Here is a 26,641-nt window from a genome sequence, read left to right as displayed (position 1 = left end):
ATGACAAGGATGATGTTCCAAGGAAAATCTTGTCGAAGCAAAATAAGTAAATTTTATTAAAAATAAATCCATGTTATATTAAATTTACTAACGCCTTTGGAGAGGGGATAGGATTCATGAGTGGTTTGAAGGAAATTGCAAAGCTCGCGGATGTCTCGGTGTCTACAGTGTCCAACGTGCTGAACGGGCGTAAGAACGTGGGGCGGGAGACGAGGGAGCGGGTGCTGAGATTATGCTCGGAGCACGGCTATTTTCCGCATAAGTCAACCAAATCCGATAAAAGCAACACGATTATATTTGTCTTCAGCGACTTTGATCGCGATTATTATTTAAAGATCATCAAGGGGATCAGCCATTGCCTGACGGAGAATGGATACGATCTTATCATCTGTACGAATAAATCCAGCACCAATTTTATGCGCAGTAAATTTGCAAGCGGTACCATAAGTCTGGATCGGAACATGACGGACGAATATTTAGTCTCGGTAGCCACGCCGCAGTTCCCTGTCGTTCTCATGGATCGGATTATTGATAATGAGTACGCCAACACCAAAAGCGTGATCGTGGACAACTACCCCGTGATGTGTGAAATGGTCCAGGCCTTGGTGGATAAACAGTTTACGAACTTTGGATACATTGGCGGTTTGGAATTTACCCTGGATCACAAGGAGCGGTTCGCCGGATTTATGGATACGCTTGCGAAGAATGGCATCGTGTTTGACCGCCGCAATTACTTCCATGGCGATTACAGCGAGGAAAGCGGATATCAGGCGGCCAAAATTCTGATCTTGAGCAACGCCTTGCCGGAAGTGCTGGTCTGTGCGAATGACAATATGGCTCTCGGCGCGATCAAAGCTTTGGAAGAGAACGGAATACGGGTCCCGGAGGATATCTCGATCACCGGATTCGATAATTCGGATGCGGCGGCGATGGCCGGTTTGACCACGATTGCAATCCCGCGTTATGAAAGCGGTTATTTGGCGGCGAAGGAGCTGCTCGAGATGATCAAGGGCACAACTGGCAAGGAGCCCTTTAAGCTGAATGCCACTATTCAGTGGAGAAAAACGGTGAGATAAACTTTATGAGTACAACTAGTAAAATATCAAGAATTTTACTAGTTTTTTTACTTATTATTTTTATGAAAACGCGTACAATTTTTATTGACATTCTAGGTAAACCGCCCTATGATGGGTTTGTAAACGTTTTACTTTATAGAGTCCTTAAGGGGGAGGCGTGTCACTTGAAAAAAGTAAAAAAGGTATTAAGCATACTAACAGCAACGGCTTTGGTTGCGACACTTGCAGCCTGTGGTGGTACATCTGACAAAGATTCTGGAGCAGCATCCGGGGGAGATAAGCTGAAGAAAATTACGCTCTTCCAATCGAAAGTTGAAATTACAGAACCTCTTGAAGCTTTGGTTAAAACCTATAAAGAAGAAACCGGCAATGAGGTTGAGGTATGGGGTGCCGCGGGTGACGCTTATTCGCAGCAGCTGGTAGCGAAGCTCAGCAGCAACCAGGGACCGACTATATTCAGCGTAGCTCCAGGGCCCGAGTCCGAGAAGCTGAAATCCTATTTCTCCGATTTGAGCGGTGAAGAGTATGTTAAGAACATTGCGCCTGACATGGAATTGAAGGTCGAAGATAAAACCGTTGGCGTTCCATACGGCGTAGAAGGTTTCGGTCTTGTGTATAACAAAGATTTGGTAGATCCGGCTAACATGAAAGATCTGGATTCCTTCACCAAGACGCTGGAGCAGCTGAAAGCCGACGGCAAGAACGGTTTGAGTTTGTCCCAGGAGGCTTACTTCTTAATCGGACACATCATCAACACGCCGTTTGCGCTTCAATCCGATCCGCTGGCCTTTATCGAGCAGCTGAACAAAGGCGAAGTGAAGATGGCGGATACGAAGGAGTTCCAAGAGTGGGCGAAATTCATGGACGTGATCAAAGCGAATTCCAAGAATCCGCTGGAAGTGAAATATGATAGCCAGATGGGTGACTTTGCAACGGAAAAAACGGCTATGGTGCATCAAGGCAACTGGAGTTATTCCATGCTTGCGGACTTCGGTGATTTCGGCTCCAAAGTCGGCATGATGCCATTCCCGCTCGCCGGCAATGACAAAATCGCCGTAGGCGTGGCCAGCTACTGGGTCGTAAACAATCAGGCGGATGCTGAGGAAGTCAAAGCTGCGAACGCTTTCCTGAACTGGCTCTTTACTAGCGACAGCGGCAAGAAAGCCATCGTGGACGATTTCAAATTCATCCCGGCTTTAACGAATATTGAAGCAGGCGATCTGGATCCTTTGTCTCAAGCGGTGCACGAAGCAACAACGAAGGGTGAGACGATCACTTGGGCGTTGAACTACTTCCCATCGGGAATCATCACCAATGACCTGGCTCCGGCTACGCAGGAGTACTTCATGAATCCGAGCATGACAGGAGAACAGTTCCTGCAGAAGCTGGATGAAGTATGGGCGAAAGCATCGAAATAATCGAGGCGGGCGACCATCATCTGATATTACAATTCCATGAAAACGAAAGCCTAGCCTCAGACGTTCTGATGATGAGCGTTAGGCTTTTGTTTTTTCTAACACGACTTCAAGGTTTGATGCCGCCTTGCGGGAATCATCCGGAACGGAAAGAAGGTATGGATTATGAGCAAAAGAAAGGATAAAGCCTGGTTTGCCCTGTTTACGGTGCCGCTTCTGTTTATTTTCACGACCGTGGTCATCATCCCGTTCATTATCGGGATCGTGTACTCCTTCGTTAATTGGGACGGCATTCCGGCGAATCCTAAAGTATTCGTAGGGTTCGACAATTACGTTCAGCTGTTCCAGGACGACCGATTCCTGACATCGGCTTGGCATACGGTTCAATTCACGCTGCTCGCTCTGGTATGCGTCAACGTTCTGGGACTGGGCTTTGCGCTGCTGGTGACGACAAAGCTCCGCTCGAGAAATGCGGCACGGACGATGTTTTTCATGCCGAACCTCATCGGCGGCCTGATTCTGGGTTACATCTGGCAGTTTATTTTTACGGATGCCTTCAGCTTCCTGGGCGAGAAGACCGGATTTGACAGCGTGTTCTTTAACTGGCTGCTGCATCCGCAGTTTGCACTGTACGCCATCGTCGCCGTATTCACCTGGCAGCTGGCGGGTTATACGATGATCATCTACATCGCGGGCATCCAGGGGATCCCGGATGAGCTGATGGAGGCGGCCAAAGTCGATGGCGCCAACATGTGGCAGCGACTGAAGAGCATTGTGTTCCCGCTGTTAATGCCTTCGTTCACGATCTGTCTGTTTCTGACACTGTCCGGGGCGTTCAAAATCTATGACGTGAACCTGTCGTTGACCAAGGGCGGACCGAGCAATGCGACGGAGATGTTTGCGATGAATATTTTCAACGAGATTTTTGCTTACGGTAATTATGGTTTAGGTCAGGCGAAAGCGATCATCTTCTTCCTGATTGTTGCCGGACTTACGCTGACGCAAGTTATCATCACGAAGAGAAGAGAGGTGCAGATGTAATGAAGAAATCAGGGAAATGGCTGCTCGACATCCTGCTGTTCCTCGTTGCACTGGTCTTCTTGTCTCCGGTCTTCATCATGCTGATTAACTCGTTCAAGGATCGTGCGGAGCTGTATGAGAATGCACTCGCGCTGCCTTCCTCCTTCAGCTTTGAGTATTATAAATTGGCGATGGAGAAGATGAATTTCTTCACCGCTCTGGGTAACTCGCTCTATGTCACCGTCATCTCGGTGATCATTGTCATCGTGCTCGCCTCCATGACGGCATGGATGCTGGTGCGGACGGATAATAAGCTGAGTAAAATCATTTTCTTCACGTTTGTAGCGACCATGCTGATTCCATTCCAGACGCTCATGATGCCGCTGATGCAGGTGATGGACTGGATTCGCAGCAATCTGCACATTCCAATGCTCAATACCCATGAGGGCTTGATCTATATGAACGTCGGCTTTACGTCCAGTATGGCGGTTTTCCTGTACCACGGATTCATCAAATCCGTGCCGGTTGCGCTGGAGGAGGCGGCAACGCTAGATGGCTGCTCCAAGCTGGGCGTGTTCTGGAGAATCGTATTCCCGCTGCTGAAGAACATCAGCGTGACCATCGCGATTCTGAACGTCATTGCGTTGTGGAACGACTACCTGCTCCCATCGCTGACGCTGTCGGATAAAGGGCTGCGGACGATTCCGCTCTCGACCTTCTATTTCTTCGGGGAGTTCACGATTGTGTGGAACCAGGCGATGGCCGGTCTGACGCTAACGATCATCCCGGTTGTCATTTTCTATATTTTCGCTCAGAAATACATCATCAAGGGGATTGCGGCAGGTGCGGTAAAATGAGGCGAATCATTACGAGAGCCGACGATTATGCTTCCAGCCATTCCGCCAATCTAGCGATTACCCGGACGGTAGAGGCCGGATTCATCAAAAATGTGTCCATCATGGCGCCCGGCCCTTATCTTACCGAGGCCGCGCAGCTGTTGGCGCATCGCAAGGACATCTGCTTCGGCTTCCATATGACGCTGAATGCGGAATGGGATAACGTACGCTGGGGACCTGTTGCCGCGAAGGAACAGGTTCCTTCGCTTGTCGATCGGGCCGGATATTTCTATCAGGACCCGATCCTGTTTCAGGATCATCCGCCTTCGCTGCAGGAGATCCTTGTAGAGTGCGAAGCGCAGCTTAATAAACTGACCGCAGCAGGCTTCAATATTTCTTATGTCGATTCTCATATGCTGCCGGAGCGCTTCATACCCGGGCTGCAAGAAGAGCTGGACCGCTGGATTGAAGCGAAGGGGCTAATCAACCATCGCGATTACTATAACTTTTTCCCGGGCGGCGTTCCGGACGGGGTCGAGTCGTTTGAAAGGGTGCTTGGCGGCCTGACGGAAGACCAGTACTTCTTCCTGTCCCATCCAGCCCTATATTCGAAGGAAATGGTGCAGTGCGGCAATGCTCAAGTGGATGGGGAAGAGCTGGCGCGCGGACGCGATCAGGAGGCTTCTTTTCTTGCACGGGAGGACTTAAATGAGATTAGTGAGCGACTGGGTTTCCGCGCTATACGTTATGATGAAGCGGTACCATTACCTGGTGTATAATGGAAGGGCCATAATGAATTTATCTTATGGATACCGGGAGAGGCGAAAGGAAGATGAACATGAAAATGGTTCAATTATTGCCAAGAAGCACCCCCGAAAATCAAGGAATCTCATCGCAGTCTATCGAACGCTTTATCCGATCGATTCAGGAAAAGGAGCTGGAACTCCACAGCTTCATGCTGGTACGGCATGGACATGTCGTAGCGGAAGGCTGGTGGAAGCCGTATCAAGCGGACAAACCGCATATGCTGTTCTCGCTAAGTAAGAGCTTTACCTCTACCGCGATTGGACTTCTGGTCCAGGAAGGCCGGATTACGCTGGAGGATCGGGTGATCGACTTCTTTCCGGAATACGCTCCTGAAGATCCCTCGCCGAATCTATCCGCGATGACGATTCGCGATTTGTTGATTATGGGAACGGGGCACGATCAGGAGCCTGCCATGCAGTCCGATATTTGGGTGGCCGATTTTTTTAAACAAGCGGTTGAGCATGAACCCGGGACCCACTTTGTATATAACAGCGCAGCGACTTACATGCTCTCGGCCATTCTGCAGAAGGTCACTGGCATCACGCTGCTGGATTATTTGCAGCCCCGTCTGTTTGAGCCGCTCGGCATCCACGGAGCCACCTGGGAAAGCTGTCCGCAGGGGATTAACACCGGCGGATGGGGACTTAAGCTGAAGACGGAGGACATTGCCAAATTCGGTCAGCTTTATCTTCAGAAGGGGGTATGGGAAGGCCAGCGTCTGATCCCGGAAGCGTGGATTGAAGAGGCAACCTCCAAGCAGATATCCAACGGACCTGCGGATTCCTCTTCGGATTGGACCGAAGGGTACGGCTATCAATTCTGGATGTGCCGCCACGGGGCCTACCGCGGCGACGGTGCCTTTGGACAATTCTGCGTTGTTTTCCCGGAACAGGATGCGGTGATTGCGATTACCTCTGGCCTTGGAGACATGCAGGCCGTGCTGAATGAGGTATGGGAGCATCTGCAGCCAGCGATGGGATTGGATACACTGCCGGTCGACACCGGAGCGGAGGCTTCTTTTACTAGAACGCTGCAAGAGCTTAAGCTGGATCCGCCAATCGAAGAGGCGGTATCCCCAATCGAGAAGGACGTCTCCGGGATCGTCTATGATCTCGAAGAGAATGAGGAGAAGCTGCGTTCATTTTCCGTTCGCTTTGAGGAAGATGGCGCGGTCATGGAGCTTCAGGGGGAACACGGCGTCAATTCGGTTGTCTGTGGTCGTAACGCGTGGAAGTCGGGAACTGCCAAGCTGATGATGATGACGGATAACGAATATGCTGCCTCCATGACCTGGAAGGATGATCGGACGTTGAAGCTGACCATTCGGCTGACGGAGACGCCATTCTACTTAACCAAGGAATGCACCTTCGATGAGGAAAGCATTCATCTTGCGTACTGGATGAATCAATCGTTCGAGGGCAAGGTAGTCCAGGAGATTAAGGGTAAGGTTAAGGCATAGAGCCAGTAAAATAAGCAGCGGTACATAAAAAACCTCTCCATCGTCATGGAGAGGTTTTTATGCATGCCGTAATCAGAATCGCTCTGACACCGCCTTCGCCTGCGTGAACAGGAGCAGGTAATCGCGCCCGCCGGCTTTGGAATCGGTCCCGGACATATTGAAGCCTCCGAATGGGTGGGTGCCCACCGAGGCACCGGTGCATTTCCGGTTCAAATACAGGTTGCCGACATGGAAATCGCGCCGCGCCTGCTCTAGATGCGCGCGGTTGTTCGAGATCACCGCGCCGGTCAGCCCGTAGTCGGTGTTGTTGGCGATTTGGATCGCTTCGTCGAAGGAGGCGGCCTTCGTGAAGGCCACCACCGGGCCGAAGATTTCCTCTTGGGAAATGCGGGCGGTACTGGCAACGTCCGCGAAGATTGTCGGCTGGATGAAATACCCCTCTGGATCGCCCGGAAATCCGCCGAGTACCAGCGTGCCTTCGCCTTTCCCGATTTCGATATAGTCCAGAATTTTACGGTAGGCCTTATCGTCGATGACAGGCCCTACCTGCACCTCGGCGTGTAACGGACTGCCGATCACCAGCTTCTTGGAGCGGTCGATAACCTTCTGCAGCACGGTATCATAGACGTCCTCATGCACGATGGCCCTGGAGCAGGCGGAGCATTTTTGGCCGGAGAAGCCGAATGCGGAGGCGGTGATCGCGTCTGCCGCGAGATCCAGATCGGCCTCGTTGTCTACGATAATGGCGTCTTTTCCGCCCATTTCGGCAATGACGCGTTTGATCCATTGTTGCCCCGGCTGCGTCTTGGCCGCGCGTTCCTGAATCCGCAGTCCGACGTCGCGGGATCCCGTAAAGCTGATAAACCTGGTCAGCGGATGATCCACCAGATAGTCGCCCACTTCCTGGCCCGGTCCCGGCAGGAAGTTAACGACGCCCGGAGGCAGGCTGACTTCTTCCAGTAGCTCCACGAATTTGGCGGCAATGACCTGCGTGGTGCTCGCCGGTTTCAGCACAACGGTGTTGCCCGAGACGATGGCCGCCGTGGTCATGCCTGCCATAATCGCGAGCGGAAAGTTCCACGGCGGAATGACGATGCCGACGCCGAGTGGAATGTAATAGAGATGATTTTCTTCCTCCTCATGAACCGTTAGCGGCTGGGGCGCGCTCAGGCGCTGCATTTCGCGTGCATAGAATTCCATGAAATCGATCGCTTCGGCCGTATCCGCATCCGCTTCGGCACGCGTTTTGCCGGCTTCCAGCGTCATCAGTGCGGAGAATTCAAACTTGCGTCGCCGCATGATTGCTGCAGCCTTGTACAAATATCGTGCCCGTTCGCTCGGCGCGGTGTGTTTCCACGTCTCAAAAGTCCGTGCGGCTGTCTGAATGGCTTGTTCCGCAAGTTCGGTATCGGCTTGGGATACAATGCCGATGACCTGACGTTTACGGGACGGATTGACCGACTTTAGGGTACGCTCCGTATGGATTTGGGCACCGCCGATAACCAGAGGGTACGTCTTGCCGAGTTCGGCTTCGACCGCGGATAGCGCAGCATCGTATAACTTGTTGTTCAACTCGTTCTTGAAGTCCAGAAATGGTTCATTCCGAAAAGGTACTCGCATGGAAGGCCCCTCCTTAACATGATATGATTCGGAGCTTTAGGTTTATGGTCCAGCTGCTGAATGCGTCATGGTGGGGTGTTAGAATCTCTTGGTGAAAAGCTCGATGTTAGATATGTATGTCTTTCTGCATGCCGTCATGATTTTTGCATATGAGTTAAGATAGAGTGCATTTTGGTTTGCCTTTTGCAAAGGGGGAGCTCGCATGGATGGAACCGAACTTTACCGTAAAGTGATCCTGACGGTGTCCGGTAATAAATTCGTGAAGTGGTTGTCGATCAAGTACGGCCGAAAACTGGCGGGCAGATTCATAGCCGGCGATACCTTGGACGAGGCGCTGGATGAAATTGAGAGGCTGAATGAGAAGGGCATTCTCGTCACGCTCGATCATTTGGGGGAGGGTATCACGACGCTGGACGAAGCGGCCGGGTACCGGGAGGAGTATTTAAAGCTTGTAGAAGGGATTGCCAACCGGGGAGTGAAATCGAACGTTTCGCTGAAGCCGACGCAGATGGGCATGGCACTGGACCCCGAGAAGGCTTACGAGAATATCAAGCTGGTGGCGAAAAAGGCGAAAGAGCACCGCAACTTCGTTCGTCTGGATATGGAGGATTCGCCGTATACCCAGGCGACGATAGATATGACGCTGCGGCTCCATAAGGAGGGGCTGACCAATGTGGGGACCGTGATGCAGGCCTACTTGTTCCGTACGGAGGAGGACGTCAAGAATTTAATCAATGCCGGTGTTAATCTGCGGCTCGTGAAGGGGGCGTACAAAGAGCCGAGAACGATCGCTTTTCAGCAGAAGCGGGAGGTCATTGACAACTATAAGAAATTGATCAAAATGCATTTTGATCAGGGTGCCTACGTTGCGATTGCTTCGCATGATGACAACATCATCGACTGGGTGAAGGTGTTTGCCGAGCAGAGTCACATAGACAAACAGGAATTTGAGTTTCAGATGCTGTACGGGCTGCGGATGAACGATCAGGCAGCGCTTGCACAGGACGGCTACCGCATTCGGTGTTATATGCCCTACGGAACGATGTGGTACCCGTATTTTACGCGGCGGCTGGCGGAGAAGCCGGCCAACCTGATGATGGTGCTCAAAAATATGTTCAAGTGAGCGGGGGAAAACAATCAATTGAAAGCGAAGCGAGGACGGTAGCTCTCTAGCTACTGTCCTAGAAGAAATAATACGCCTCCGAGCAGTCCATCAGGAAGGAACGCTCCAGCGGCAAGCTGCCTAACCGCTTACGGGTGATGTGCTGTTGCAGATTGGTCTCCAGATCGGCGAGGGCCGATACGGCGAGCTGCATCCGGGCGGATCCCCACTGGTGCTGCTTCTGGGCATAGCGAACCGCCTCGGTTACGGGCATGCCCCTCAGCCTTGTAAAGACGGATGCCCAGCGGACCAGATCCGTGAATTGCCTGTTGCTTGGCAGCGCATATTCGGCATACCCGGCCGCGTCATTGCAGCTGATTTTGAACAAACCGCAGTTCCAATCTCGGTCGCTCCAGGGGATAAAGCGTTCAGCTGAGCCCTGGTCGAAACGAAATATCTCCATATGGCGGATGGGCTCTACACTTAATGCGGGAACTCCGGTTTCGATAACGGGTGCCAGTGCAGCCTCAATGAATTTCGTCATGATCTACGCTCCTTTATAGGAATGTTATATGCGCGGCAAATAGGCCTGGTGAGCAGAGACCCCCCGCTCTCCAGGCCTATGTATCGTTAGAGGCCCTGCTCCATTGGCGATTTTGGTTCCCCCGTCTCCCCATCTGTCGGGAGCTCAGCGTATAACGAATGTTTCGAATAGATGGATGAATCATACGCCGGAGGAAACTAAAAGTAAATGATCATATGGGACGGATACATTCCGAAAATCGATGAAAACCGTATAAGAAAACGTGTACATTCAGTCGTGTCATCGATTATCATGGCAAAATCTCGGTATCTCGATAGATTGCGATAAATACAAGAAAACAAGAGAAATACATAGTATAGAGTAGTATTCGGGAGATAATGAAGCGATACTGGTCAGTTCCTGTTCGACATAACGCCACATGTGTTTTTGCTCACATTTACTTCCTGCAGGGCCAGACGTATGATACGAACTATGAATTGACGGACATCAGCGACAGGCAAACGGGCAGCCGTTCCATGAAGGCCTACAGACAGTGTGAGAGCTCAGTTGGGCTCTTTTATGGATCGAATCTCGGGCGAAGGCGCCATGGGCCTTCGCTGAAATTGCAGGATGATGCGACTCTCACCGCTCGAACCTGATGCTGTGTTGTTTTGCCGGACCTGGATGTTTAGTCAATGGCTAATAGAATAACATGCTACTCGTTTTCAATTTTCGCTGAGTCCTTGAATGGAAAAGGAACGGGGGAACCAGTCGGGAGATGAATCTATCTCTCAGGGGTGAATCCCATGGACAAGATAACGGTCTATGGGTAGGGCGACTCTCACGCCCGAATCCGTCAGCTAACCTCGTAAGCGTATCGAGAGAGGCAACGATTGTCGTGGACTTGGGCCACGGTGTATTTCACCGTGTCCTATTAAGGAGCCTGCGGGAAGAGTTCTTCTCTTTCCACAGGCTTCTTTGTTGTTGTCTTCTCTTTCCGAACTTAGGAGGAGAACAAAAGATGGAGAAATCGCAGGAGTTTATCCTGGTATCCGCACCGAACAAGGCCGGGGAAGAATTTATCCGCCAGCTGATCTTTAAGCGCATTTCGTTTGTGGCTATAGCCAACAACCGGGTTGAACAGGAGAGGCTGCATGAGCTGGGCTGCACCAACATGATACTAATCGATACAAGGGACGAGCAAACCTGGATCATTCCCGAGTTTCCCGTCAGCAAGGTGTTTCTGTTCGAGAGCAGCTTGAATCTATGCTGCCGCTATTTACGGATTTGCCGGACCTGGACCACGGAGTCGATTTATGTGATTACCCACTCCAGCAATCCGCGATTGATATACAAAGGGCTGGGTGCCGATGTGGTGCTTCATACGAACCATCACCAGGTATCCTTCCTGATTTCGCCCATTGTCAGCTAAGGCCTTGGCTGATATCCCAACGATGTTTTAGGAGGTTATATTCATGCAGGATTTATATATGGTGCTCATATTGGGAGGAACCTACGGACTGCTCATGCTGTTTATGTCTTGGTGCGGGCGCGTGGTTTCGGAACCGGAGGCGGATTAACCATGATGATCATTTTGGTATGCACGCTTTTTATTTTTCTGTACTTGATTTATGCGCTGATTCACCCTGAAAAATTCTAGGGAGACCGCTGAAGGAGGAAGGCATTCGCCATGGGCATTTTACAAATTGCCATCGTTATACTCGTTCTGGTGCTGCTGGTAAAGCCGCTCGGAACTTATCTATATCAGGTGTTTCGCAATGAAGGCAATGGAACGGACAGATGGTTCTCCTGGGCGGAGAAACCGATCTTCGCACTGATTGGCTTGAAAGAACGCAAGGGAATGACGTGGAAAGGGTATGCCATCAGCTTTGTGATGACGAATATCGTTCTGGTCGCAGCTGGGTATTTGATTCTGCGGTTGCAGAGAGTGCTGCCCTTCAACCCGAATGGCATCGATAATATGGAATCGACCTTGTCGTTCTCTACGATCATCAGCTTTATGACCAATACGAATCTTCAGCATTATAGCGGGGAGTCGGGGTTATCCTATATGGTCCAGATGGCTGTCATTACGATGATGATGTTCACGTCTGCGGCAACCGGGCTCTGCGTGGCGATTGCTTTTATCCGGGCGGTGACTAGCAAGGGCTCAACCGTCGGTAATTTTTTTGAGGACTTCGTCAAAGCTCACACCCGGGTGTTCATCCCGGCTGCGTTCATCATTGCAATGATACTGGTTGCGCTGCAGGTGCCGCAGACCTTGAAGCCTACGCTCAGCGTCACGACGCTGGAAGGTGGCGAGCAGCAAATAGCTGTAGGGCCAGTAGCTGCGCTTGAATCGATCAAGCATCTGGGCACTAACGGCGGCGGGTTTATGGGGGTGAACTCGGCACATCCGTTAGAGAACCCGTCCCCGCTAACCAATGTCATCGAAATCCTGTCCATGTGGAGTCTCGGGGCGGCACTTCCGTATACGTTCGGTTTATTCGCCAAGAGCCGCAAACAGGGCTGGATTATTTTCTCGGTGATGATGACCTTGTTTATCGCTTTCCTGTCGCTGAACTATGCCGCTGAAACCAATGGCAATCCGGCGCTGAACCGCTTAGGCATCGATGCCTCGCAAGGCAGCATGGAGGGCAAGGAGGTCCGGTTCGGGGTTGCTCAATCTTCTCTGTTCACCACGGTGACGACCGCGGCCACGACCGGATCGGTCAACAACATGCATGATACACTCACGCCGCTTGGAGGGATTACGCCGCTGTCCCTGATGATGCTGAACTCTGTTTTTGGCGGAAAGGGCGTTGGGCTGATGAATATGCTCATGTACGCGATATTGGCGGTGTTCCTGGCCGGTCTTATGGTTGGTCGAACCCCCGAATTTCTAGGCAGAAAAATCGAGGCGCGGGAGATGAAGCTGATTGCGATTGTTATCCTGGTGCATCCATTTATCATCCTGACTCCGACCGCCCTTGCGCTGATGACGGATGCAGGGCAGGCAGGCATTACCAATGCGGGCTTTCATGGCATCTCGCAAGTATTGTACGAATACACGTCTTCCGCTGCCAATAACGGTTCCGGATTTGAGGGTCTGTCAGATAACACACCGTTCTGGAACATTACAACAGGACTGGTCATGCTCTTCGGCCGTTACATTTCGATGATTGCCCTGTTGGCGGTGGGCGGCTCGCTGATGCGGAAGCAATGGGTTCCCGAGACGCTTGGGACGTTCCGGACAGATAATAAGCTGTTTGCCGGCATTCTCATTGCGGTGGTTCTGATTATCGGTGCATTGACCTTCCTGCCTGTACTTGTGCTTGGTCCGATTGCTGAGCATCTGACGATCCGTTAATAGAAAAGGTGGCCTATTACCATGAATAATACGAGAAAAAAAGTGATGTCCAAAGAGATGGTTCGTCAGGCGCTCAAGGAGAGTTTCACGAAGCTGAACCCCGTCCTGATGATGAGAAATCCGGTCATGTTTGTGGTGGAGGCCGGCACCCTGGTTGTTTTGCTGATGCCGTTATTTCCGTCCTATTTCGGGACAGAGGGCAGTATCGGATTTAATCTGACGGTGTTTGTGATTTTGCTGTTGACGCTGCTGTTCGCTAACTTCGCAGAGGCGCTTGCCGAAGGACGCGGGAAGGCGCAGGCCGATTCCCTTAAGCAATCCAAGCAGGAAATGACGGCCCATAAAGTGATGGAGAACGGAGGGGTACAATCCGTACCGTCCACGGATCTTCGCAAAGGAGATATCGTGGTCGTTACGCAGGGCGAGATGATTCCCGGGGACGGGGAAGTCATTGTGGGCCTTGCGTCCGTTGACGAATCGGCGATTACCGGCGAGTCCGCACCCGTCATTAAAGAAGCTGGTGGCGATTTCAGCTCGGTCACCGGGGGCACCCGGGTTGTCAGCGATACGATCAAAATCCGGATTACGAGCGATCCGGGGGAATCGTTTATCGACCGGATGATTTCGCTTGTTGAAGGAGCCTCCCGCCAGAAGACGCCGAATGAAATTGCGCTGAACACGTTGTTGATCGTCTTAACGCTGATTTTCCTGATCGTTGTCGTTACGCTCGCACCGATTGCGAAGTATCTTGGCATCGAGCTGTCTGTTCCGGTACTGATCTCGCTGCTGGTATGTCTCATCCCGACCACGATCGGGGGCTTGCTGTCGGCGATCGGGATTGCCGGCATGGACCGGGTGACGCAGTTCAATGTGCTGGCGATGTCGGGCAAGGCGGTGGAGGCCGCCGGTGACATCAATACGATGATTCTAGATAAGACGGGTACCATTACGTTCGGGAACCGGATGGCCAGCCAGTTGATTCCCGTCGGCGGTGAATCGCTTGCCTCGGTTTCCCAGTGGGCAGCCGTGAGCTCGCTGCAAGACGAGACGCCGGAAGGACGCTCGGTATTGGAGCTGCTGAAGAAGGAAGGACTCGAAGTGGATGAAAGCATGGCGGCTGGGGCGGAATTCATCGAATTTAAGGCTGAGACCCGGATGAGCGGCATGGATCTGCAGGATGGACGGAAAGTCCGCAAGGGCGCGGTGGATGCCGTCAAGGCGTGGGTCCTGTTGCAAGCAGGCTCCATCCCTTCGGATTTGACGCCAAACCGTGACGCCATCGCGACAGAGGGCGGAACTCCGCTCGCTGTCGCCGTGGATAACCGCATCTATGGTCTGATCTACCTGAAGGATACCGTGAAGCCGGGCATGAAGGAACGGTTTGACCAGCTGCGCCGGATGGGCATCAAGACGATCATGTGCACGGGCGACAATCCGCTCACCGCGGCGACGATTGCCCGTGAAGCGGGCGTCGATGATTATATCGCCGAGAGCAAGCCCGAGGATAAGATTGCCGTTATCCGCCGAGAACAAGCCGAAGGGAAGTTAGTAGCGATGACCGGTGACGGTACGAACGACGCCCCGGCGCTGGCGCAGGCCGATGTGGGGCTGGCGATGAACAGCGGTACCACCGCAGCCAAGGAAGCGGCTAATATGGTGGATCTGGATTCAGATCCATCGAAGATTATCGAGGTGGTTGCCATCGGCAAGCAGCTGCTGATGACGCGGGGCGCGCTGACCACGTTCAGCGTCGCGAACGATGTCGCCAAATATTTTGCCATCATACCGGCGATGTTTGCAGCCGCTATACCAAGCATGAATGTTCTCAACGTCATGGGACTGGGTTCTCCCATGTCGGCGATTCTGTCGGCGCTGATCTTTAATGCCATCATTATCCCACTGCTGATACCGCTTGCGATGAAGGGCGTAGCCTATAAGCCAATGAGTTCGTCGAAGCTGCTTCAGCGCAATGTGCTGATCTATGGCTTAGGTGGCGTAATCGTACCCTTTATCGGGATTAAGCTGATCGACATGATCGTCCATCTGTGGATTTAGATATGATCATCGTAGCGGGCATATCGGGATAACTCGAAGATTGCTTTACGTGGAAGATATCAAGGGAAGGATTGAGAAATTATGAATAATCCATTGCAGCAATCATCACCGGCGCCTCATACTAAGGCGGGTTCCGCCCGTGTCTCCCTGGGCATTGCCGTAAGAACGAGTCTTGTATTTATCGTGTTATGTGGAGTTCTCTATCCGCTGGTTACGACAGGAGCGGCGCAGCTGCTCATGCCGAAGCAAGCTGGCGGCAGCTTGGTCGCGGATCGGAGCGGAAAGGTGGTTGGTTCCGAATTGATCGGCCAGAACTTTACGGAACCTCAATATTTTCACGGCAGGGTGTCCAGCATTGAATACAACGGCGCCGGATCAGGCAGCAATAACTATGCACCTTCCAACCCGGACCTGATCGAACGAACGAAGGCTTCGATTGAAGCATGGAAGGAGAACAATCCGGACGTTCCGGTGAGCGAGGTGCCGATGGATCTGGTAACGAATTCCGGCTCCGGATTGGATCCTCACATATCGCCTCAGGCAGCGGATATTCAGATTCCGCGGATCAGCAAGCTGACCGGAATTGCGGAGGCAGAGCTTGATCAGCTGGTAAAGGAACATACGGAGGGACGGGATTTGGGTGTGTTCGGTGAACCGCGCGTCAATGTGTTGAAGCTGAACCTGGCTCTTGCCGAGCTTCTTGATTGATTATGGACCCATTTCGGAGAAAATCGCCGGAGGAAATCCTAAGGTCGATTGCGAAGCTCCATCATGGAAGGCTCAAGGTATATATCGGGGCTGTGAGCGGTTCGGGAAAAACCTATCATATGCTTCGCGAAGGACAGACTCTGAGGCTGCAAGGCATCGATGTCGTCATATGTGCCGTATCCACGATGCAGCGTCCGGAAACGGTGGAGCAGGTCCGGAATCTGGAGCGGGTGCCCAGCATTCATTGGGTGGAGGACGGCGTAGAGAAGAAGGATCTTGATCTGGATCTGCTGGTGCAGCGCAACCCGGAGGTGGTGCTTGTTGATGGGCTTGCCCATCGGAACCGGAAGGGAGCGCGGCATGCCACGCGGCTGGATGACATCCGATTCCTGTTAAGTCGGGGGATCAGCGTCATCACGACGGTCAACGTGTATGAGCTGGAGGACGTGCAGGGCATTGCCTCCAAGCTGACGGGCATTAAAGCCAGCCATACGGTACCGGCCGATACGCTGGAGAGCGCCGATGAGGTGGTGCTCATTGACGTAACACCCGAAACGATGCTGGAACGGGCACAGGATGGCCTGCTTGGAGGCGGCAGCGTATGGAAGCAGGGCAATTTGGCCGTGCTCCGGGAGTTGACGCTCCGTCTTGTTGCTGAAGGAGTGAGCCATTCGCTGGAGCGGTACCGCAAGGAGCATGGACTCGTTGGTCCATCTGGAGCCCTTGAGCGAATACTGGTGTCCACCCAGTACCATTGGAACGGGTCTATCTATATGCGGCGCGGGCAGCAGATCGCGAAGCGATTAAACGGCGAGCTGTTGGCCATCACGTTTGTGAAACCGGGATTAGAGCTTACCAAAGAACAGGCTGCCTTTAAGCGTTCCATGGTTAAGCTCGCGGTGCGGATTGGCGCCGAGCTGGAGGAACTGCCCCTCCGTTCCCGGAGGAAGCTGGCTGACGTGCTTGTTCAGTATGCGCTGGAGCACCATGTTACACGCATTGTTCTTGGCCATTCGAAGCAGACGCGCATGCAAGAGCTGTGGCAGGGCTCGATCCTTCAGGATCTGCTGAAGAAGACGCGCGGGATGGATATTTTTATGGTGGCGGATCGGGCAGCACATGACGGAGAGCGGATCATCCCGGCTCGGCTCCATCCGCAGCGGCTCCCTTTCGAATCGTTCCATCGCTTGAATGAACAAGAGTTGGACCGGAAGATGGAGCAGGTCAAGCGGGGGCGGTTTAAAGTCTACATCGGGGCTGCCCCGGGTGTGGGCAAGACGTATGCGATGCTGCGCGAAGGCAATGATCTGCTAAAGAAGGAATTGACGGTTCTTACCGGACTGTTGGAGACGCACGGCCGGAAGGATACGCAGTCACAGATCGGCGAACTCGAAGTTCTTCCGCGCAAAGAGATGAACTACCAGGGATCACGCCTTGAGGAGATGGATACCGATGAAATCATTCGACGCAGGCCGGACGTGGTTCTTGTGGATGAGCTGGCGCATACGAATGTTCCCGGAAGCAAGCACAAGAAACGGTATGAAGACGTGCTGGATATTCTGTCGGCCGGCATCTCTGTCATTACAACCGTGAATGTGCAGCATCTGGAGAGCTTGAATGATGCCGTTGAGCAAATGACCGGTGTTCGTGTCCGCGAGACGGTGCCGGACCATATTCTGCAATTGGCCGATGAGGTTCAGCTCATCGACGTGACGCCGGAGTCGCTGCGGCAGCGGATGAAGGACGGGAAAATCTATGCGCCGGAGAAAATCCCGCAGGCGCTCGGCCATTTTTTTAAGACGGGAAACCTCATTGCTTTAAGAGAGCTTGCCTTAAGAGAAATCGCGGATGATGTGGACGAGAGGCTGGAGTTATGGCAGCGCAGCAGCTCGCTTCGAGGACCGTGGCGGCGCGAGGAGGTTATCTATGTCATAGTTGGCAGCGGCCCACAGGCTGAGCGGCTCATTCGCCGCGGCTTCCGGATCGCCCATCGGCTGAAGGCTGCCTGGTATGTGGCATTTCCATTCCCAAGGGTGTGTCAACTTCATCTATCCCATGACGACCGCCAGCGCTTGACGGCTCTTGAGACGTTAACGGACCGCCTCGGAGGAACGTTCACCGTGCTGCCGTTAAAAAAGGGGCCAGCACGCGCCATCTCCTCTCAATTGGTCGCCGCGGCAGATGAGGCCAAGGCCACCCAGTTGATTATCGGACAGCCGCAGATGGCCGGATGGAAGCTGTACGCCCAGCGGAAAATGATCCGGAGCCTGCTGCGATGTGCAAGGCATATGGATGTGCTAGTGGTTGCGGATTAGGCAATACTAGCGCAAGCGACACGGATAACACCAAAAAGCAAGCCCACAGACCTGTAATTACAGATCCGCGGGCTTTTTTCCTTGCTGCCAAACTGCCAAATGGCTGATACGCAGGCTTGTCCTATTGTTCACCTGACAATGTGCGGTCGCCGGTCAAATATTTCTCGGTTAAGATGGAGAGCAGGCGAATGCCAACTTCATTCTCTCCGCCTTCGGGAATGATCAGGTCGGCGTATTTCTTGGAGGGTTCAATGAACGCCTCATGCATTGGCTTGACGGTAGTCAGATACTGATTGTGAATCGACTGGATGGTCCGGCCGCGGTCTTCGATATCGCGTACGACCCGGCGAAGCAGGCGTACATCGGGATCGGTATCCACAAACACTTTAATGTGAAGCAGCTTGCGCAGATTCTCATCAGACAGCACGTGAAGGCCTTCAATGATGACGATGTTGTTCGGCTTCAGTTCGAGGGTCTGATCCGTGAAGCGGGCATGGGCAGTAAAATCATACACTGGTGCGAATGCAGGTTGTCCGCTTTTTAAAATGCCGAGATGTTCGACGAGCAGCTCGTTGTCAAAGGCGAACGGATGATCATAGTTAATCGCTTCGCGTTCTTCGAAACTGAGTTCCTTATGATCCTTGTAATAGTTATCCTGCGAAATGAAAGTCACTTTATCTGAACCAAGACGGTCAATGACAGAGCGGGCAACCGTCGTTTTGCCCGATCCGGTGCCGCCGGCGATACCAATTATGAGCATGGCGAATCCATAACCCTCCCTAGAGTTTGCAATTTTATTATTGTAGCACAGCATGCGCTTATTTTCACTATGGGGACATAGAGCAAAAGATGGGATTTCCCGTACTTTCTTTATTCTTACCATGGAATAGCGAACTGAATCTGTATGTCTTATCATAGAGGATAGATTTAACTATTGAATTTTTTCGGAGGGATAATCATGCATTATACTGCAATTTACCCGTGCAAGCCCGTTATATACATTCAGCAGGGAGAGCGTCAGGGGAGCGTCGATTGGGACCGTTATGGAGCGGTGGCCTTAAGTGATACCGTGACCGGGCTTGCTACGAATGAAGCGACCGAGGTTCGCGCCTGCTGGAGCTCCGAATGCTTCTATGTACGGTTTGTTTGCCAAGATTCTCATATCGTATCGGAGTATCAGCATCGGGATGATCCGCTGTATGAACAGGATGTCGTGGAACTGTTTATCGACGAAGCAGGAACGGGAATGGAATATATCGAGCTTGAGGTTAGCCCGAACAATATTATATTTGACGCCCTGATCCGTAACGACGGACATAAGTCGATCGCGAGCAGCGATATAAAGTGGGATTTTGCCGGTCTTCAGACTTCGGTAGAGCATGACGGCAAGGGGAATTTGATTTATGAAATTCGTATTCCGGCTGCGAATTTCAAGAATCCACCGCAAGCGGGACGAAGCTGGAACGTGAATTTTTACCGCATTGACGAGGACACCCAAGGAAATCGGGAATATCAGGCATGGAGCCCGACCGGTGAGGTGAATTACCATATTCCTTCGCGTTTTGGGAAATTGGATTTTGTCGATGTCATCTAGCATATCAATGTAACCGGAATGCCGCATCGGTGGATTTTCATATCCGCTGTGCGGCATTCTTGTGTTTGCGAAGAGAATCATGTTGCAAATAAGATCATCCTGTACTATCATCTACTTACCGACCGGTAAGTAGAATTATGAGGAGTTGTTTAGATCAAGATGAGTAATCCATCAACGTACGAGGTTATTTTAGATACAAGCTATCGCTTGTTTGCTGAACAAGGTTTTGAGAAAACGAGCATGGCGATGATCGCCAAGGAACTGGATGTATCTAAGCCTGCGCTTTATTATCACTTTTCTTCGAAGGAAGCTCTTATTGACAAACTTTTTGAAGAGATTTACCGCAGCATCGGTTTTCATGTTTATTTTCAACTGGAGAATTATACGGTGGAGAATTTCGGCGCGAGGCTTACCTCTGACGGATTGAACATGGTCCATACGCAACAGGAAGATGAACACTACACTCGAATTATGAATCAGTATCAGGCCTTGGGTTACCGCAATCCTAAATATGCACGGCGGCTAATCGGCATTCTGGAAGGGTTCACTTCCGGCTTTACGGAGCTGCTGAAGTATGGAGTTTCCATTGGAGCTCTGCCGGAGGGCAATATGGGAGTTCAGGCACAGATGCTGACGATGATCATTGACAGCATGGATAATTTTATGAGTTACGGTCTTGAGTACGACTATGAGGCGATCTGGACGCAAGCGGTCAACCAAGTGATGTCAGGAGCTGAGGGAAATGAGCTCTAAGACAACGCGTTTAACCGCACTCGATTATGCTCGCGCCTGGGCCATCTTCGGCATGATTATTGTCAATTATAAACTTGCCATGGAGGTGGGGGATCATGGAGCAAATTGGCTGCAAACCATCGCCGGTCTGTTTGAAGGAAGAGCTTCTGCATTGTTCGTGGTGCTGGCTGGCATCGGTGTATCCTTAATGACTGCGAAGGCTAGTGTTTCCCGGGACCCACACATGATTCGAGAGAATCAGAAGACATTGGTGAGGAGAGCCGTATTCTTGTTCATAGCCGGGACACTTCTGCTGCTGACCGGATGGAGCGCCGATATATTGCACTATTATGCGGTATTTTTACTTCTGGCCGCGGTACTTATAACGGTATCGGACAGAACGCTCCTAATCCTGACCGAACTCGTTCTGATCGTATCATCATCCATGTTGATCCTGATGGACTACAGCAAGGGGTGGGACTCTGGTTTTCATCGATATACGGGCTTTTGGACCGGGGAAGGATTCATCCGTAATTTGATGTTCAACGGATATCATCCCCTTTTTCCATGGAGCAGCTTTTTCTTCATCGGCATGTGGCTTGGAAGAAAGGGCTGGTGGGGCGGCAGCCACAGACGGAAGCTCATGATTTATTCATTGTCCGGAGCGGTTATATTTGAGCTGTTATCCTATTTCCTCATTCGCTGGACGTCCCCGTGGCTTGATGCCGATTCGGCGAGTTATCTGTTTACCACCAAGCCGATGCCACCCACGCTGCTCTATGTATGTTCTGCCGCTTGTCTGGCTGTTGCCGTGATTACGATCTGTTTTTATATCGTTGAGCGTTTGGAGAAGAACCGTCTGACAGGGTGGCTTATATGGACCGGGCAGCTCTCGCTCTCCCATTATCTCGGTCATATCTTCATTGGATTGGGACTGTTGGAAGCGATCGGGTATTTGAACCATGGCAATCTGGGCCTTGCGGTTGCTTACGGCTGCGGTTACTTTGTGATGGCTGTCATCTTCTCTTGGGCATGGAGAAAGCGAGTGAAGCGAGGTCCCATGGAGCTGCTTATGCGAAAATGGTGTTAACTCTCCGGTAGGAGAGCGGGCTATCTCTATCCCACTTATCCCTGGTATCGAATGAACTGATACCGCCATGAAATAGCTGCGCTTCAGCAGCCAGAAATTCCCCAGGCTGTTTTCATAAAAGAACCAAAACCAACATCTCAAGGGGGATTTTGTCCCTTTTTTAACATGCCGTAGGACATGTTGTTTTCATTGCAGCGTTCTATATACTTTTAGTAAAGGGAAGCACCCCGCTTGGAGTAAGTGGACATGTAATAAACGGAGGTTATTGTATGAATGCTGTCATTGATGGACTGATGCTCGAGCTGGAGCAGCAATTGGAGGAGAAGGTCACCGAAGATCTTCGGGATCTGCTGGAGGAATATAAACAATTGGAGGGGGCTGCTCCTGCCCAGTTGCAGCTTTTCGAAGCGGAGTTCGGGATCAAGTTGCCGCAGGACTTTCGTTCGTTTTACAGTAAGAAGAACGGCAGCGGATACGGGTTTCACGTGCTCTATCCCGGTAACGAGGGGGATGGAGAATACCCGCCGTTTTACCTGATGAGCCTGGAAGAGATGAAGGAAGTCAAATCTTATTTTTGCGAGCGGGATGAACCACTGGATGCGTATTACAGTTCGGAGGAAATACAGCAGCTGGATCCGAAGATTAAACCGTATCTGTTTCACAAGGCTTGGTATCCGTTTGCCACGATGGCAGGCGGGTCGCTGTATCTAATGCTGGATTTCGATCCGGCGGAGCCGGGAACGTCCGGGCAGATCATCATGTACGTGCATGATCCTGACTTTGTGTATTATATCGCGCCTTCCTTCACGGAGCTGCTTCAGGCGTCCAATCGCAATCTGCGCACCGACATTGAAGAGGTGGACTACTGATGGCAGGGCGGGTTCAGGTGGATAAGGAACGCAGGCTGGCCACGATCTATATGGGGCGGCTTAATTAGAATGCAGATATCCAAAAAGCGAGGTGCTATACATATGCAGCATACAAAAATGACCCAAGAGGTGGACCTTACCATCTCGCACCATCAGATACAAGTCCGCTCACGGGACTTTGATGAGGATTTGTGCCAATGGGGAGAAATCAATATCAAACAGGGCGTTGTTATTCATCCCGGTTATCTCACCTTTGATCCCATCCCTGACGATGCTTTCGGCGCCTGGGTGAAACTGGCCTTGAAAGAGGCGTTCATCGAAGATCCGAACGCGCAGCGGCGGATGGTCGTGCCGTTTGACGTTCTCGATCCCGAGAAGCTGGAGTTGTTGTCCGTCATGTCGGACGCCGTTATTGAGCTTCCGCTGCAAAAGGGGCGATACGCACTGTATTTTGAGATTTGCGAGGATGAAGAAGTGTATTATCGTTTCACTTTTGTACATGAGGGAGAAGGGATTCATGCCCGGTATCTGATGGATGATGAATGGGGCGGCAAGGCTGGAGAAGCATTGTCGTTGGGGTATTGCTGACGGAATTTTGCGTTATAACAGGGACAAGGAAGGCCTAGTTAAGGTAAATGTTCTTAAGTTAATATGAAAATAAGAAGAGGCCGTCTCCGTTTTGGAGAGGGCCTCTTCTTTACCGCATGCTGTGCTGTCCCCTGCTTTGAAAGATGGTGTGCAGGAGGCACAGACTTTGAATGGAGTGGATCTATTATTTTGCAGCGGTCACCGTAATCTGACCATGCTTGCTGTGATCTGCATTCAGGTTCAGAACGTCTGTCAGGAAAGCAAGCGGAACATAGATGTGGCCCTTTTTCATTACAGGAGCCGAGCCCAGCGAACGTGGTGCCATTTTACCCAATGTGTAAGCATCCTTGTTCAGCTTCACCGCGCTCCAGACAGCTCCTTTGGAGATTTCGGTGGTTTTGCTCTTGCCGTTCCACTTGACATTGAATTGCAGCTGGCGCAGCACGGATACCTGAACCATGATCTTGCCGTTTTTATCTTTGTAATAAGCGCCTGATTTCACTACGGCTGCAGCAGGCTTTTTGTCTGATCCTTTACCCGGCAGCTTTATGGCAAATTCCGGTGTACCTGTGGATCCAGGGGCGATGCTGTATTTTTGGAATACGATATAGGCTTTTCCGTCCGCGACATAGAAGGATTGCTCCGCGTCTATGCTTTGAAATCCGTCTTCGTTCGCGAAGTATTGGTCCTGATCCGCGGCAATCGCGGTTTTGACAGCTTTATCCACGATAGATTTGTAATCTTTACCGAACAGGTCTTCAAGCGTCACGCGCTGTGCTTCGACTTCGTTCGTGAAGTTGTACGTATCCACACGAGGATCACCATTGTTCATTCCGATGCCTTCGGTGATGACCTTAAGGGAAATCAAGCTGTCGTCTTTACCATCCGATGTGAGCTCATAATTAATGGTCAGCTGATAAGGGTGCATGGTATAGCCATTCTTTTGTGCATTTGCAGCCGCTTCCGCCGCTTCTTTCTCCCATTTGTCCATATCCTTGGAAGCATGGGATTCGATAATGTCATTCAACTGGTCTTGATATTTGGTGTCAGTCAGACCTTGGAATACAGGGATCTTAATATTGGTTTCCAGCCATTTTTCCTTGGATTGCAGTGTTTTGGATGTTACCAGTTGCGGGGCAACGGTTGGAGCGGTCACCCGATTTGTGCTTGCTGCAGCTTTGGTTTCCGCATGGACATGAGCGGATGGCAGACCCGAAGCGGAGATCATCAGGATGCCCGCCAATCCGGCAGCCGCCAGGGTTTTGGTTATTGGGGTTGTTGTTTTCATTGTTTTTTTCATTATATATTACCTCCAGATTTAGGGTTTGATATCTACAATTTGTGATCTGCATTCGTAGTGATGAACGGTCAATCTATCGGATGTATTCGCTGCTGACGAGCTGGTCTGCGATCACTTCCGTTGGGATCGTAAATTCCACGACGCCCATATAGCCGGGTGCAACATCGTATTCATTAAAGCTGATGACCAGTTTGCCGTTTTGGTTGATGTAGAAGTTTTGGTCCTTGGCGATCGTTTGGAACAGATCCTCCGGTACATCGGACTCCACACCAGGCTGCTCCACCCAGTAGATGTTGTCCGGATTATTCTGCATCTGCTGGCGCATCTGCTCCTTGATATTGTCACTGATGACCTGGATATAACGATCATCCTTGAACAGACTTGGCAGTGTGATCACCATCTGGTTCTTCTTGTCGATCGTATCGTATTTTCTGGATTCGGCAGAGCTTCCAGCAGATTCGACAATATAGCGCGAAAGTGTCAACAGCTGTTCATTGTCGGTGATCACTTCATAACCGCTATCGAGACTCAGATGGGCGCCGCCTTCTTTATTTAGCAGGGCGACTTCGTCTTTGAAGTTCTCATACAGCTTTTTATTTTCTTCCAGGTATTTGTTATTCAGGGTTTGCTCAAGCTCTGTATTTCCTAAGTTGGCAATGCCGGGTGTTTCAATATGCACTTCCGTGTTATCGTCTAACTCGGCATATTCACGGATGGTGATCACCTTGATGATATGGCCCAGAACCGGCACATCGGACATGGCCTGGGCAAAGGCAGGGCTGGTATTCACTCCGGCGAACAGTAGCATGCATGCAGCTGCGCTACTAGCGAGCCAGGGCAGCGCTCTATTTTTTTTTCTTCTGGTTGCTATGGTCTTGTTGACAATCGAGCTTAGTTCGTCAGGAATAGGAGTGCTCTCGTACTGCTCTTTTATCCTATTCAGCTTGTCATGCATTATCGTTGTGCCTCCTCTTGATCTTCCTCGCTTAAGTTCACCCGCAGTCTCTGTAGTCCTTGGTATAATCTCGTTTTCACCGTGCTGACATTCTCGTGGAGCACTTCGGCAATTTCGTCAATCTTCATATCTTCAAAAAATCGGAGTATGATGACGACCCGATACTTGTCGGGTAATTCCTCCAAAGATTGGGCCAGATCCAGATTCGGATAGTGATCATGGCTGCCGGGTAACACAACCTCCAGGTTCTCGTCATCCATGACTTGGACTTTTTTCTGTTTTCTAATGAAATCCAGGGAGGTTGTTACAATAATTCGGAAAAACCAGCTTTTTATTGAACCCGTCTGCTTCAGCTTTTCCATGGATAAAAATGCTTTGTGGATCGCGTCCTGAACGATATCGAGGGCATCCTCTTTATTTCTAACGTAGCTGTATGCCAGCCGGTAGGCGCTGTCCTGATTTTCGGTTATACATTGAATAAGAAGCTTCTCAAGCTTCCGGCCGCCACTCATGTAAATATGACACTCCTTTGGGCCCGCGCGGGTAACCATCAATTGCAATTGACTTACGGAAGCAAGACGTGCGAGTTTTGCAAAAAGTTTGATTCTGCGAAAAAAAATTTAAAAAGTGTTTCTGTCTCATTATTCAGCCCATTCTTCAACGATCGCAACAAGAAAAAGACCCCAGTTTTCACGAGGCCACTGAAGAACTTGCGTTTTTCTTCGGAGGCGGTGCAAATAGTGTAAAAAGAAGACATTCACCCCGCGTTTTGGAGATGAATGTCTTCTTTTTGTCTTCATAATGCTGTATTCACCAGTAGTTCTTAGTCTACTAATTTCAGTATTCGCTTGAGATTTACAGCGAATATGGCCATCGCCCCTTGTAGTTGCATGCCAAGCAGACCCGAGGATGTGGCTACATCATATCCGTGTCCATGTTTGAGTTCACTGTTCTTTGCTTCAATTTTGTAGCGTTCCTTAGATTTTGCCTTGAAATATTCTGTATCCTGGAACGCCATCTGTTCCGAATGTTCATCGGATTTTACCGTCACGGAATACGTCTTGCTCTTGGCTCCTTCTTTGTAACAGCCTTCCTTAAACGGACAGCGTTTGCAGATCTCCACATCGAAAAAATAGGTGTCTTGCTGGTTTTTACTGACGCCTTTTTTCCCCTGTCGTGCTTTTCGGATCGCCATGTGTCCGGCTGG

At 51.1% G+C, this 26,641-nt stretch carries 25 protein-coding genes and 1 riboswitch; of the genes, 18 read left to right on the top strand and 7 right to left on the bottom strand.

Translation table 11 applies throughout. The annotated features are described in order from the left end of the window. Positions 1-116 precede the first annotated feature (116 nt). The 6 genes from J7E85_RS22395 to J7E85_RS22370 all read left to right on the top strand — a co-directional run bounded on the left by J7E85_RS22395 (position 117) and on the right by J7E85_RS22370 (position 6,613). Positions 117-1,076: a LacI family DNA-binding transcriptional regulator gene (locus tag J7E85_RS22395; RefSeq protein WP_215161666.1), complete on the top strand. Its 960-nt coding sequence runs from the start codon at positions 117-119 to the stop codon at positions 1,074-1,076. Between the two features lie 164 nt (positions 1,077-1,240). After that, positions 1,241-2,494: an ABC transporter substrate-binding protein gene (locus J7E85_RS22390; protein WP_215161664.1), complete on the top strand. Its 1,254-nt coding sequence runs from the start codon at positions 1,241-1,243 to the stop codon at positions 2,492-2,494. Positions 2,495-2,656: 162 nt separating this feature from the next. Continuing rightward, the gene (locus J7E85_RS22385) at positions 2,657-3,532 is read left to right on the top strand and encodes a carbohydrate ABC transporter permease (protein WP_215161662.1); all 876 of its coding nucleotides are present in this window, start codon (positions 2,657-2,659) and stop codon (positions 3,530-3,532) included. After that, on the top strand, positions 3,532-4,368 hold the full coding sequence (locus tag J7E85_RS22380; RefSeq protein ID WP_076322448.1) for a carbohydrate ABC transporter permease: 837 nt from the start codon (positions 3,532-3,534) through the stop codon (positions 4,366-4,368). The genes J7E85_RS22385 and J7E85_RS22380 overlap by 1 nt, the downstream gene beginning before the upstream one ends. After that, the gene (locus tag J7E85_RS22375) at positions 4,365-5,126 is read left to right on the top strand and encodes a polysaccharide deacetylase family protein (protein WP_215161660.1); all 762 of its coding nucleotides are present in this window, start codon (positions 4,365-4,367) and stop codon (positions 5,124-5,126) included. Before J7E85_RS22380 ends, J7E85_RS22375 begins: the two co-directional genes overlap by 4 nt. Positions 5,127-5,185: 59 nt before the next feature. Continuing rightward, entirely contained in the window at positions 5,186-6,613 is a 1,428-nt protein-coding gene (locus tag J7E85_RS22370) for a serine hydrolase domain-containing protein (RefSeq protein ID WP_251035953.1), read from the top strand. Between the two features lie 72 nt (positions 6,614-6,685). Here J7E85_RS22370 and pruA read toward each other — a convergent pair whose 3' ends face one another. Beyond that, complete coding sequence (gene pruA / locus J7E85_RS22365; protein ID WP_215161656.1) at positions 6,686-8,233, bottom strand: L-glutamate gamma-semialdehyde dehydrogenase; 1,548 nt, start codon at positions 8,231-8,233, stop codon at positions 6,686-6,688. A gap of 202 nt (positions 8,234-8,435) precedes the next feature. On the opposite strand from pruA, the gene J7E85_RS22360 reads away from it, so the two are divergent. Next, positions 8,436-9,356 (top strand): proline dehydrogenase family protein, encoded by a 921-nt coding sequence (locus J7E85_RS22360; protein ID WP_215161654.1) that lies wholly within the window; start codon positions 8,436-8,438, stop codon positions 9,354-9,356. Positions 9,357-9,414: 58 nt separating this feature from the next. Here J7E85_RS22360 and J7E85_RS22355 read toward each other — a convergent pair whose 3' ends face one another. After that, the gene (locus J7E85_RS22355; protein ID WP_215161652.1) at positions 9,415-9,879 is read right to left on the bottom strand and encodes a hypothetical protein; all 465 of its coding nucleotides are present in this window, start codon (positions 9,877-9,879) and stop codon (positions 9,415-9,417) included. A 702-nt stretch (positions 9,880-10,581) separates the two neighbouring features. Next, positions 10,582-10,749, top strand: a riboswitch (cyclic di-AMP (ydaO/yuaA leader). 130 nt (positions 10,750-10,879) lie between these two features. Here J7E85_RS22355 and J7E85_RS22350 point away from each other — a divergent pair. From J7E85_RS22350 to J7E85_RS22325, 6 genes are all read left to right on the top strand, one after another. Next, complete coding sequence (locus J7E85_RS22350) at positions 10,880-11,290, top strand: hypothetical protein (RefSeq protein ID WP_215161651.1); 411 nt, start codon at positions 10,880-10,882, stop codon at positions 11,288-11,290. Positions 11,291-11,440: 150 nt separating this feature from the next. Further along, the gene (locus J7E85_RS34905; protein ID WP_076322684.1) at positions 11,441-11,518 is read left to right on the top strand and encodes a potassium-transporting ATPase subunit F; all 78 of its coding nucleotides are present in this window, start codon (positions 11,441-11,443) and stop codon (positions 11,516-11,518) included. Positions 11,519-11,548: 30 nt separating this feature from the next. Beyond that, complete coding sequence (gene kdpA / locus J7E85_RS22340) at positions 11,549-13,228, top strand: potassium-transporting ATPase subunit KdpA (protein ID WP_215161649.1); 1,680 nt, start codon at positions 11,549-11,551, stop codon at positions 13,226-13,228. A gap of 21 nt (positions 13,229-13,249) precedes the next feature. Continuing rightward, positions 13,250-15,283, top strand: a complete 2,034-nt coding sequence (gene kdpB / locus J7E85_RS22335; RefSeq protein WP_215161647.1) for a potassium-transporting ATPase subunit KdpB — start codon at positions 13,250-13,252, stop codon at positions 15,281-15,283. Positions 15,284-15,364: 81 nt separating this feature from the next. Continuing rightward, the gene (kdpC, locus tag J7E85_RS22330) at positions 15,365-15,991 is read left to right on the top strand and encodes a potassium-transporting ATPase subunit KdpC (RefSeq protein ID WP_215161645.1); all 627 of its coding nucleotides are present in this window, start codon (positions 15,365-15,367) and stop codon (positions 15,989-15,991) included. Positions 15,992-15,993: 2 nt separating this feature from the next. Then, positions 15,994-18,306, top strand: a complete 2,313-nt coding sequence (locus tag J7E85_RS22325) for a histidine kinase (protein ID WP_215161643.1) — start codon at positions 15,994-15,996, stop codon at positions 18,304-18,306. A gap of 121 nt (positions 18,307-18,427) precedes the next feature. Here the strand turns inward: J7E85_RS22325 and udk are convergent, their stop codons facing one another. Beyond that, positions 18,428-19,066, bottom strand: coding sequence for a uridine kinase (gene udk, locus J7E85_RS22320; RefSeq protein ID WP_098741597.1), 639 nt, complete (start codon positions 19,064-19,066; stop codon positions 18,428-18,430). Between the two features lie 198 nt (positions 19,067-19,264). Between udk and J7E85_RS22315 the strand changes: the two genes are divergently transcribed. From J7E85_RS22315 to comJ, 5 genes are all read left to right on the top strand, one after another. Then, on the top strand, positions 19,265-19,900 hold the full coding sequence (locus J7E85_RS22315; RefSeq protein WP_215161641.1) for a carbohydrate-binding family 9-like protein: 636 nt from the start codon (positions 19,265-19,267) through the stop codon (positions 19,898-19,900). 159 nt (positions 19,901-20,059) lie between these two features. Further along, the gene (locus tag J7E85_RS22310) at positions 20,060-20,653 is read left to right on the top strand and encodes a TetR/AcrR family transcriptional regulator (RefSeq protein ID WP_215161639.1); all 594 of its coding nucleotides are present in this window, start codon (positions 20,060-20,062) and stop codon (positions 20,651-20,653) included. Then, positions 20,643-21,722 carry a DUF418 domain-containing protein gene (locus tag J7E85_RS22305; protein ID WP_215161637.1) on the top strand — a complete coding sequence of 360 codons (1,080 nt, stop codon included), beginning with the start codon at positions 20,643-20,645 and terminating at the stop codon, positions 21,720-21,722. The genes J7E85_RS22310 and J7E85_RS22305 overlap by 11 nt, the downstream gene beginning before the upstream one ends. A 269-nt stretch (positions 21,723-21,991) precedes the next feature. Beyond that, positions 21,992-22,591 carry an SMI1/KNR4 family protein gene (locus J7E85_RS22300; RefSeq protein ID WP_215161635.1) on the top strand — a complete coding sequence of 200 codons (600 nt, stop codon included), beginning with the start codon at positions 21,992-21,994 and terminating at the stop codon, positions 22,589-22,591. 102 nt (positions 22,592-22,693) lie between these two features. Continuing rightward, on the top strand, positions 22,694-23,179 hold the full coding sequence (gene comJ / locus J7E85_RS22295; protein ID WP_215161633.1) for a competence protein ComJ: 486 nt from the start codon (positions 22,694-22,696) through the stop codon (positions 23,177-23,179). Between the two features lie 184 nt (positions 23,180-23,363). Here the strand turns inward: comJ and J7E85_RS22290 are convergent, their stop codons facing one another. The 4 genes from J7E85_RS22290 to J7E85_RS22275 form a co-directional block, all read right to left on the bottom strand. Continuing rightward, positions 23,364-24,479, bottom strand: a complete 1,116-nt coding sequence (locus J7E85_RS22290; protein ID WP_215161631.1) for a DUF3298 domain-containing protein — start codon at positions 24,477-24,479, stop codon at positions 23,364-23,366. A 73-nt stretch (positions 24,480-24,552) separates the two neighbouring features. Continuing rightward, a complete protein-coding gene (gene rsiV / locus J7E85_RS22285; RefSeq protein ID WP_215161624.1) occupies positions 24,553-25,434 on the bottom strand; it encodes an anti-sigma-V factor RsiV in 882 nt (293 codons plus the stop codon). After that, entirely contained in the window at positions 25,434-25,946 is a 513-nt protein-coding gene (locus tag J7E85_RS22280) for an RNA polymerase sigma factor SigV (RefSeq protein WP_215161623.1), read from the bottom strand. Before J7E85_RS22280 ends, rsiV begins: the two co-directional genes overlap by 1 nt. Before the next feature lie 311 nt (positions 25,947-26,257). Beyond that, positions 26,258-26,641: transposase (locus tag J7E85_RS22275; RefSeq protein ID WP_215161621.1), on the bottom strand; the 384-nt coding region annotated here is incomplete at its 5' end.

This window comes from Paenibacillus sp. ISL-20 (genome assembly GCF_018613005.1).
In the GTDB taxonomy this organism is placed as follows: Bacteria; Bacillota; Bacilli; order Paenibacillales; family Paenibacillaceae; genus Paenibacillus_AQ.
This window is presented reverse-complemented; position numbering and strand designations above follow the sequence as displayed.

Bases quoted from the DNA above. Each gene is read 5' to 3' on its own strand.
- J7E85_RS22300 (WP_215161635.1), top strand. From the start codon at position 21,992: ATGAATGCTGTCATTGATGGACTGATGCTCGAGCTGGAGCAGCAATTG.
- kdpA (WP_215161649.1), top strand. From the start codon at position 11,549: ATGGGCATTTTACAAATTGCCATCGTTATACTCGTTCTGGTGCTGCTG.
- J7E85_RS22360 (WP_215161654.1), top strand. From the start codon at position 8,436: ATGGATGGAACCGAACTTTACCGTAAAGTGATCCTGACGGTGTCCGGT.
- rsiV (WP_215161624.1), bottom strand. From the start codon at position 25,434: ATGCATGACAAGCTGAATAGGATAAAAGAGCAGTACGAGAGCACTCCT.
- J7E85_RS22370 (WP_251035953.1), top strand. From the start codon at position 5,186: ATGAAAATGGTTCAATTATTGCCAAGAAGCACCCCCGAAAATCAAGGA.
- J7E85_RS22305 (WP_215161637.1), top strand. From the start codon at position 20,643: ATGAGCTCTAAGACAACGCGTTTAACCGCACTCGATTATGCTCGCGCC.
- pruA (WP_215161656.1), bottom strand. From the start codon at position 8,233: ATGCGAGTACCTTTTCGGAATGAACCATTTCTGGACTTCAAGAACGAG.
- kdpB (WP_215161647.1), top strand. From the start codon at position 13,250: ATGAATAATACGAGAAAAAAAGTGATGTCCAAAGAGATGGTTCGTCAG.
- comJ (WP_215161633.1), top strand. From the start codon at position 22,694: ATGCAGCATACAAAAATGACCCAAGAGGTGGACCTTACCATCTCGCAC.
- udk (WP_098741597.1), bottom strand. From the start codon at position 19,066: ATGCTCATAATTGGTATCGCCGGCGGCACCGGATCGGGCAAAACGACG.
- kdpC (WP_215161645.1), top strand. From the start codon at position 15,365: ATGAATAATCCATTGCAGCAATCATCACCGGCGCCTCATACTAAGGCG.
- J7E85_RS22380 (WP_076322448.1), top strand. From the start codon at position 3,532: ATGAAGAAATCAGGGAAATGGCTGCTCGACATCCTGCTGTTCCTCGTT.
- J7E85_RS22385 (WP_215161662.1), top strand. From the start codon at position 2,657: ATGAGCAAAAGAAAGGATAAAGCCTGGTTTGCCCTGTTTACGGTGCCG.
- J7E85_RS22350 (WP_215161651.1), top strand. From the start codon at position 10,880: ATGGAGAAATCGCAGGAGTTTATCCTGGTATCCGCACCGAACAAGGCC.
- J7E85_RS34905 (WP_076322684.1), top strand. From the start codon at position 11,441: ATGATGATCATTTTGGTATGCACGCTTTTTATTTTTCTGTACTTGATT.
- J7E85_RS22395 (WP_215161666.1), top strand. From the start codon at position 117: ATGAGTGGTTTGAAGGAAATTGCAAAGCTCGCGGATGTCTCGGTGTCT.
- J7E85_RS22290 (WP_215161631.1), bottom strand. From the start codon at position 24,479: ATGAAAAAAACAATGAAAACAACAACCCCAATAACCAAAACCCTGGCG.
- J7E85_RS22310 (WP_215161639.1), top strand. From the start codon at position 20,060: ATGAGTAATCCATCAACGTACGAGGTTATTTTAGATACAAGCTATCGC.
- J7E85_RS22325 (WP_215161643.1), top strand. From the start codon at position 15,994: ATGGACCCATTTCGGAGAAAATCGCCGGAGGAAATCCTAAGGTCGATT.
- J7E85_RS22355 (WP_215161652.1), bottom strand. From the start codon at position 9,879: ATGACGAAATTCATTGAGGCTGCACTGGCACCCGTTATCGAAACCGGA.
- J7E85_RS22280 (WP_215161623.1), bottom strand. From the start codon at position 25,946: ATGAGTGGCGGCCGGAAGCTTGAGAAGCTTCTTATTCAATGTATAACC.
- J7E85_RS22375 (WP_215161660.1), top strand. From the start codon at position 4,365: ATGAGGCGAATCATTACGAGAGCCGACGATTATGCTTCCAGCCATTCC.
- J7E85_RS22315 (WP_215161641.1), top strand. From the start codon at position 19,265: ATGCATTATACTGCAATTTACCCGTGCAAGCCCGTTATATACATTCAG.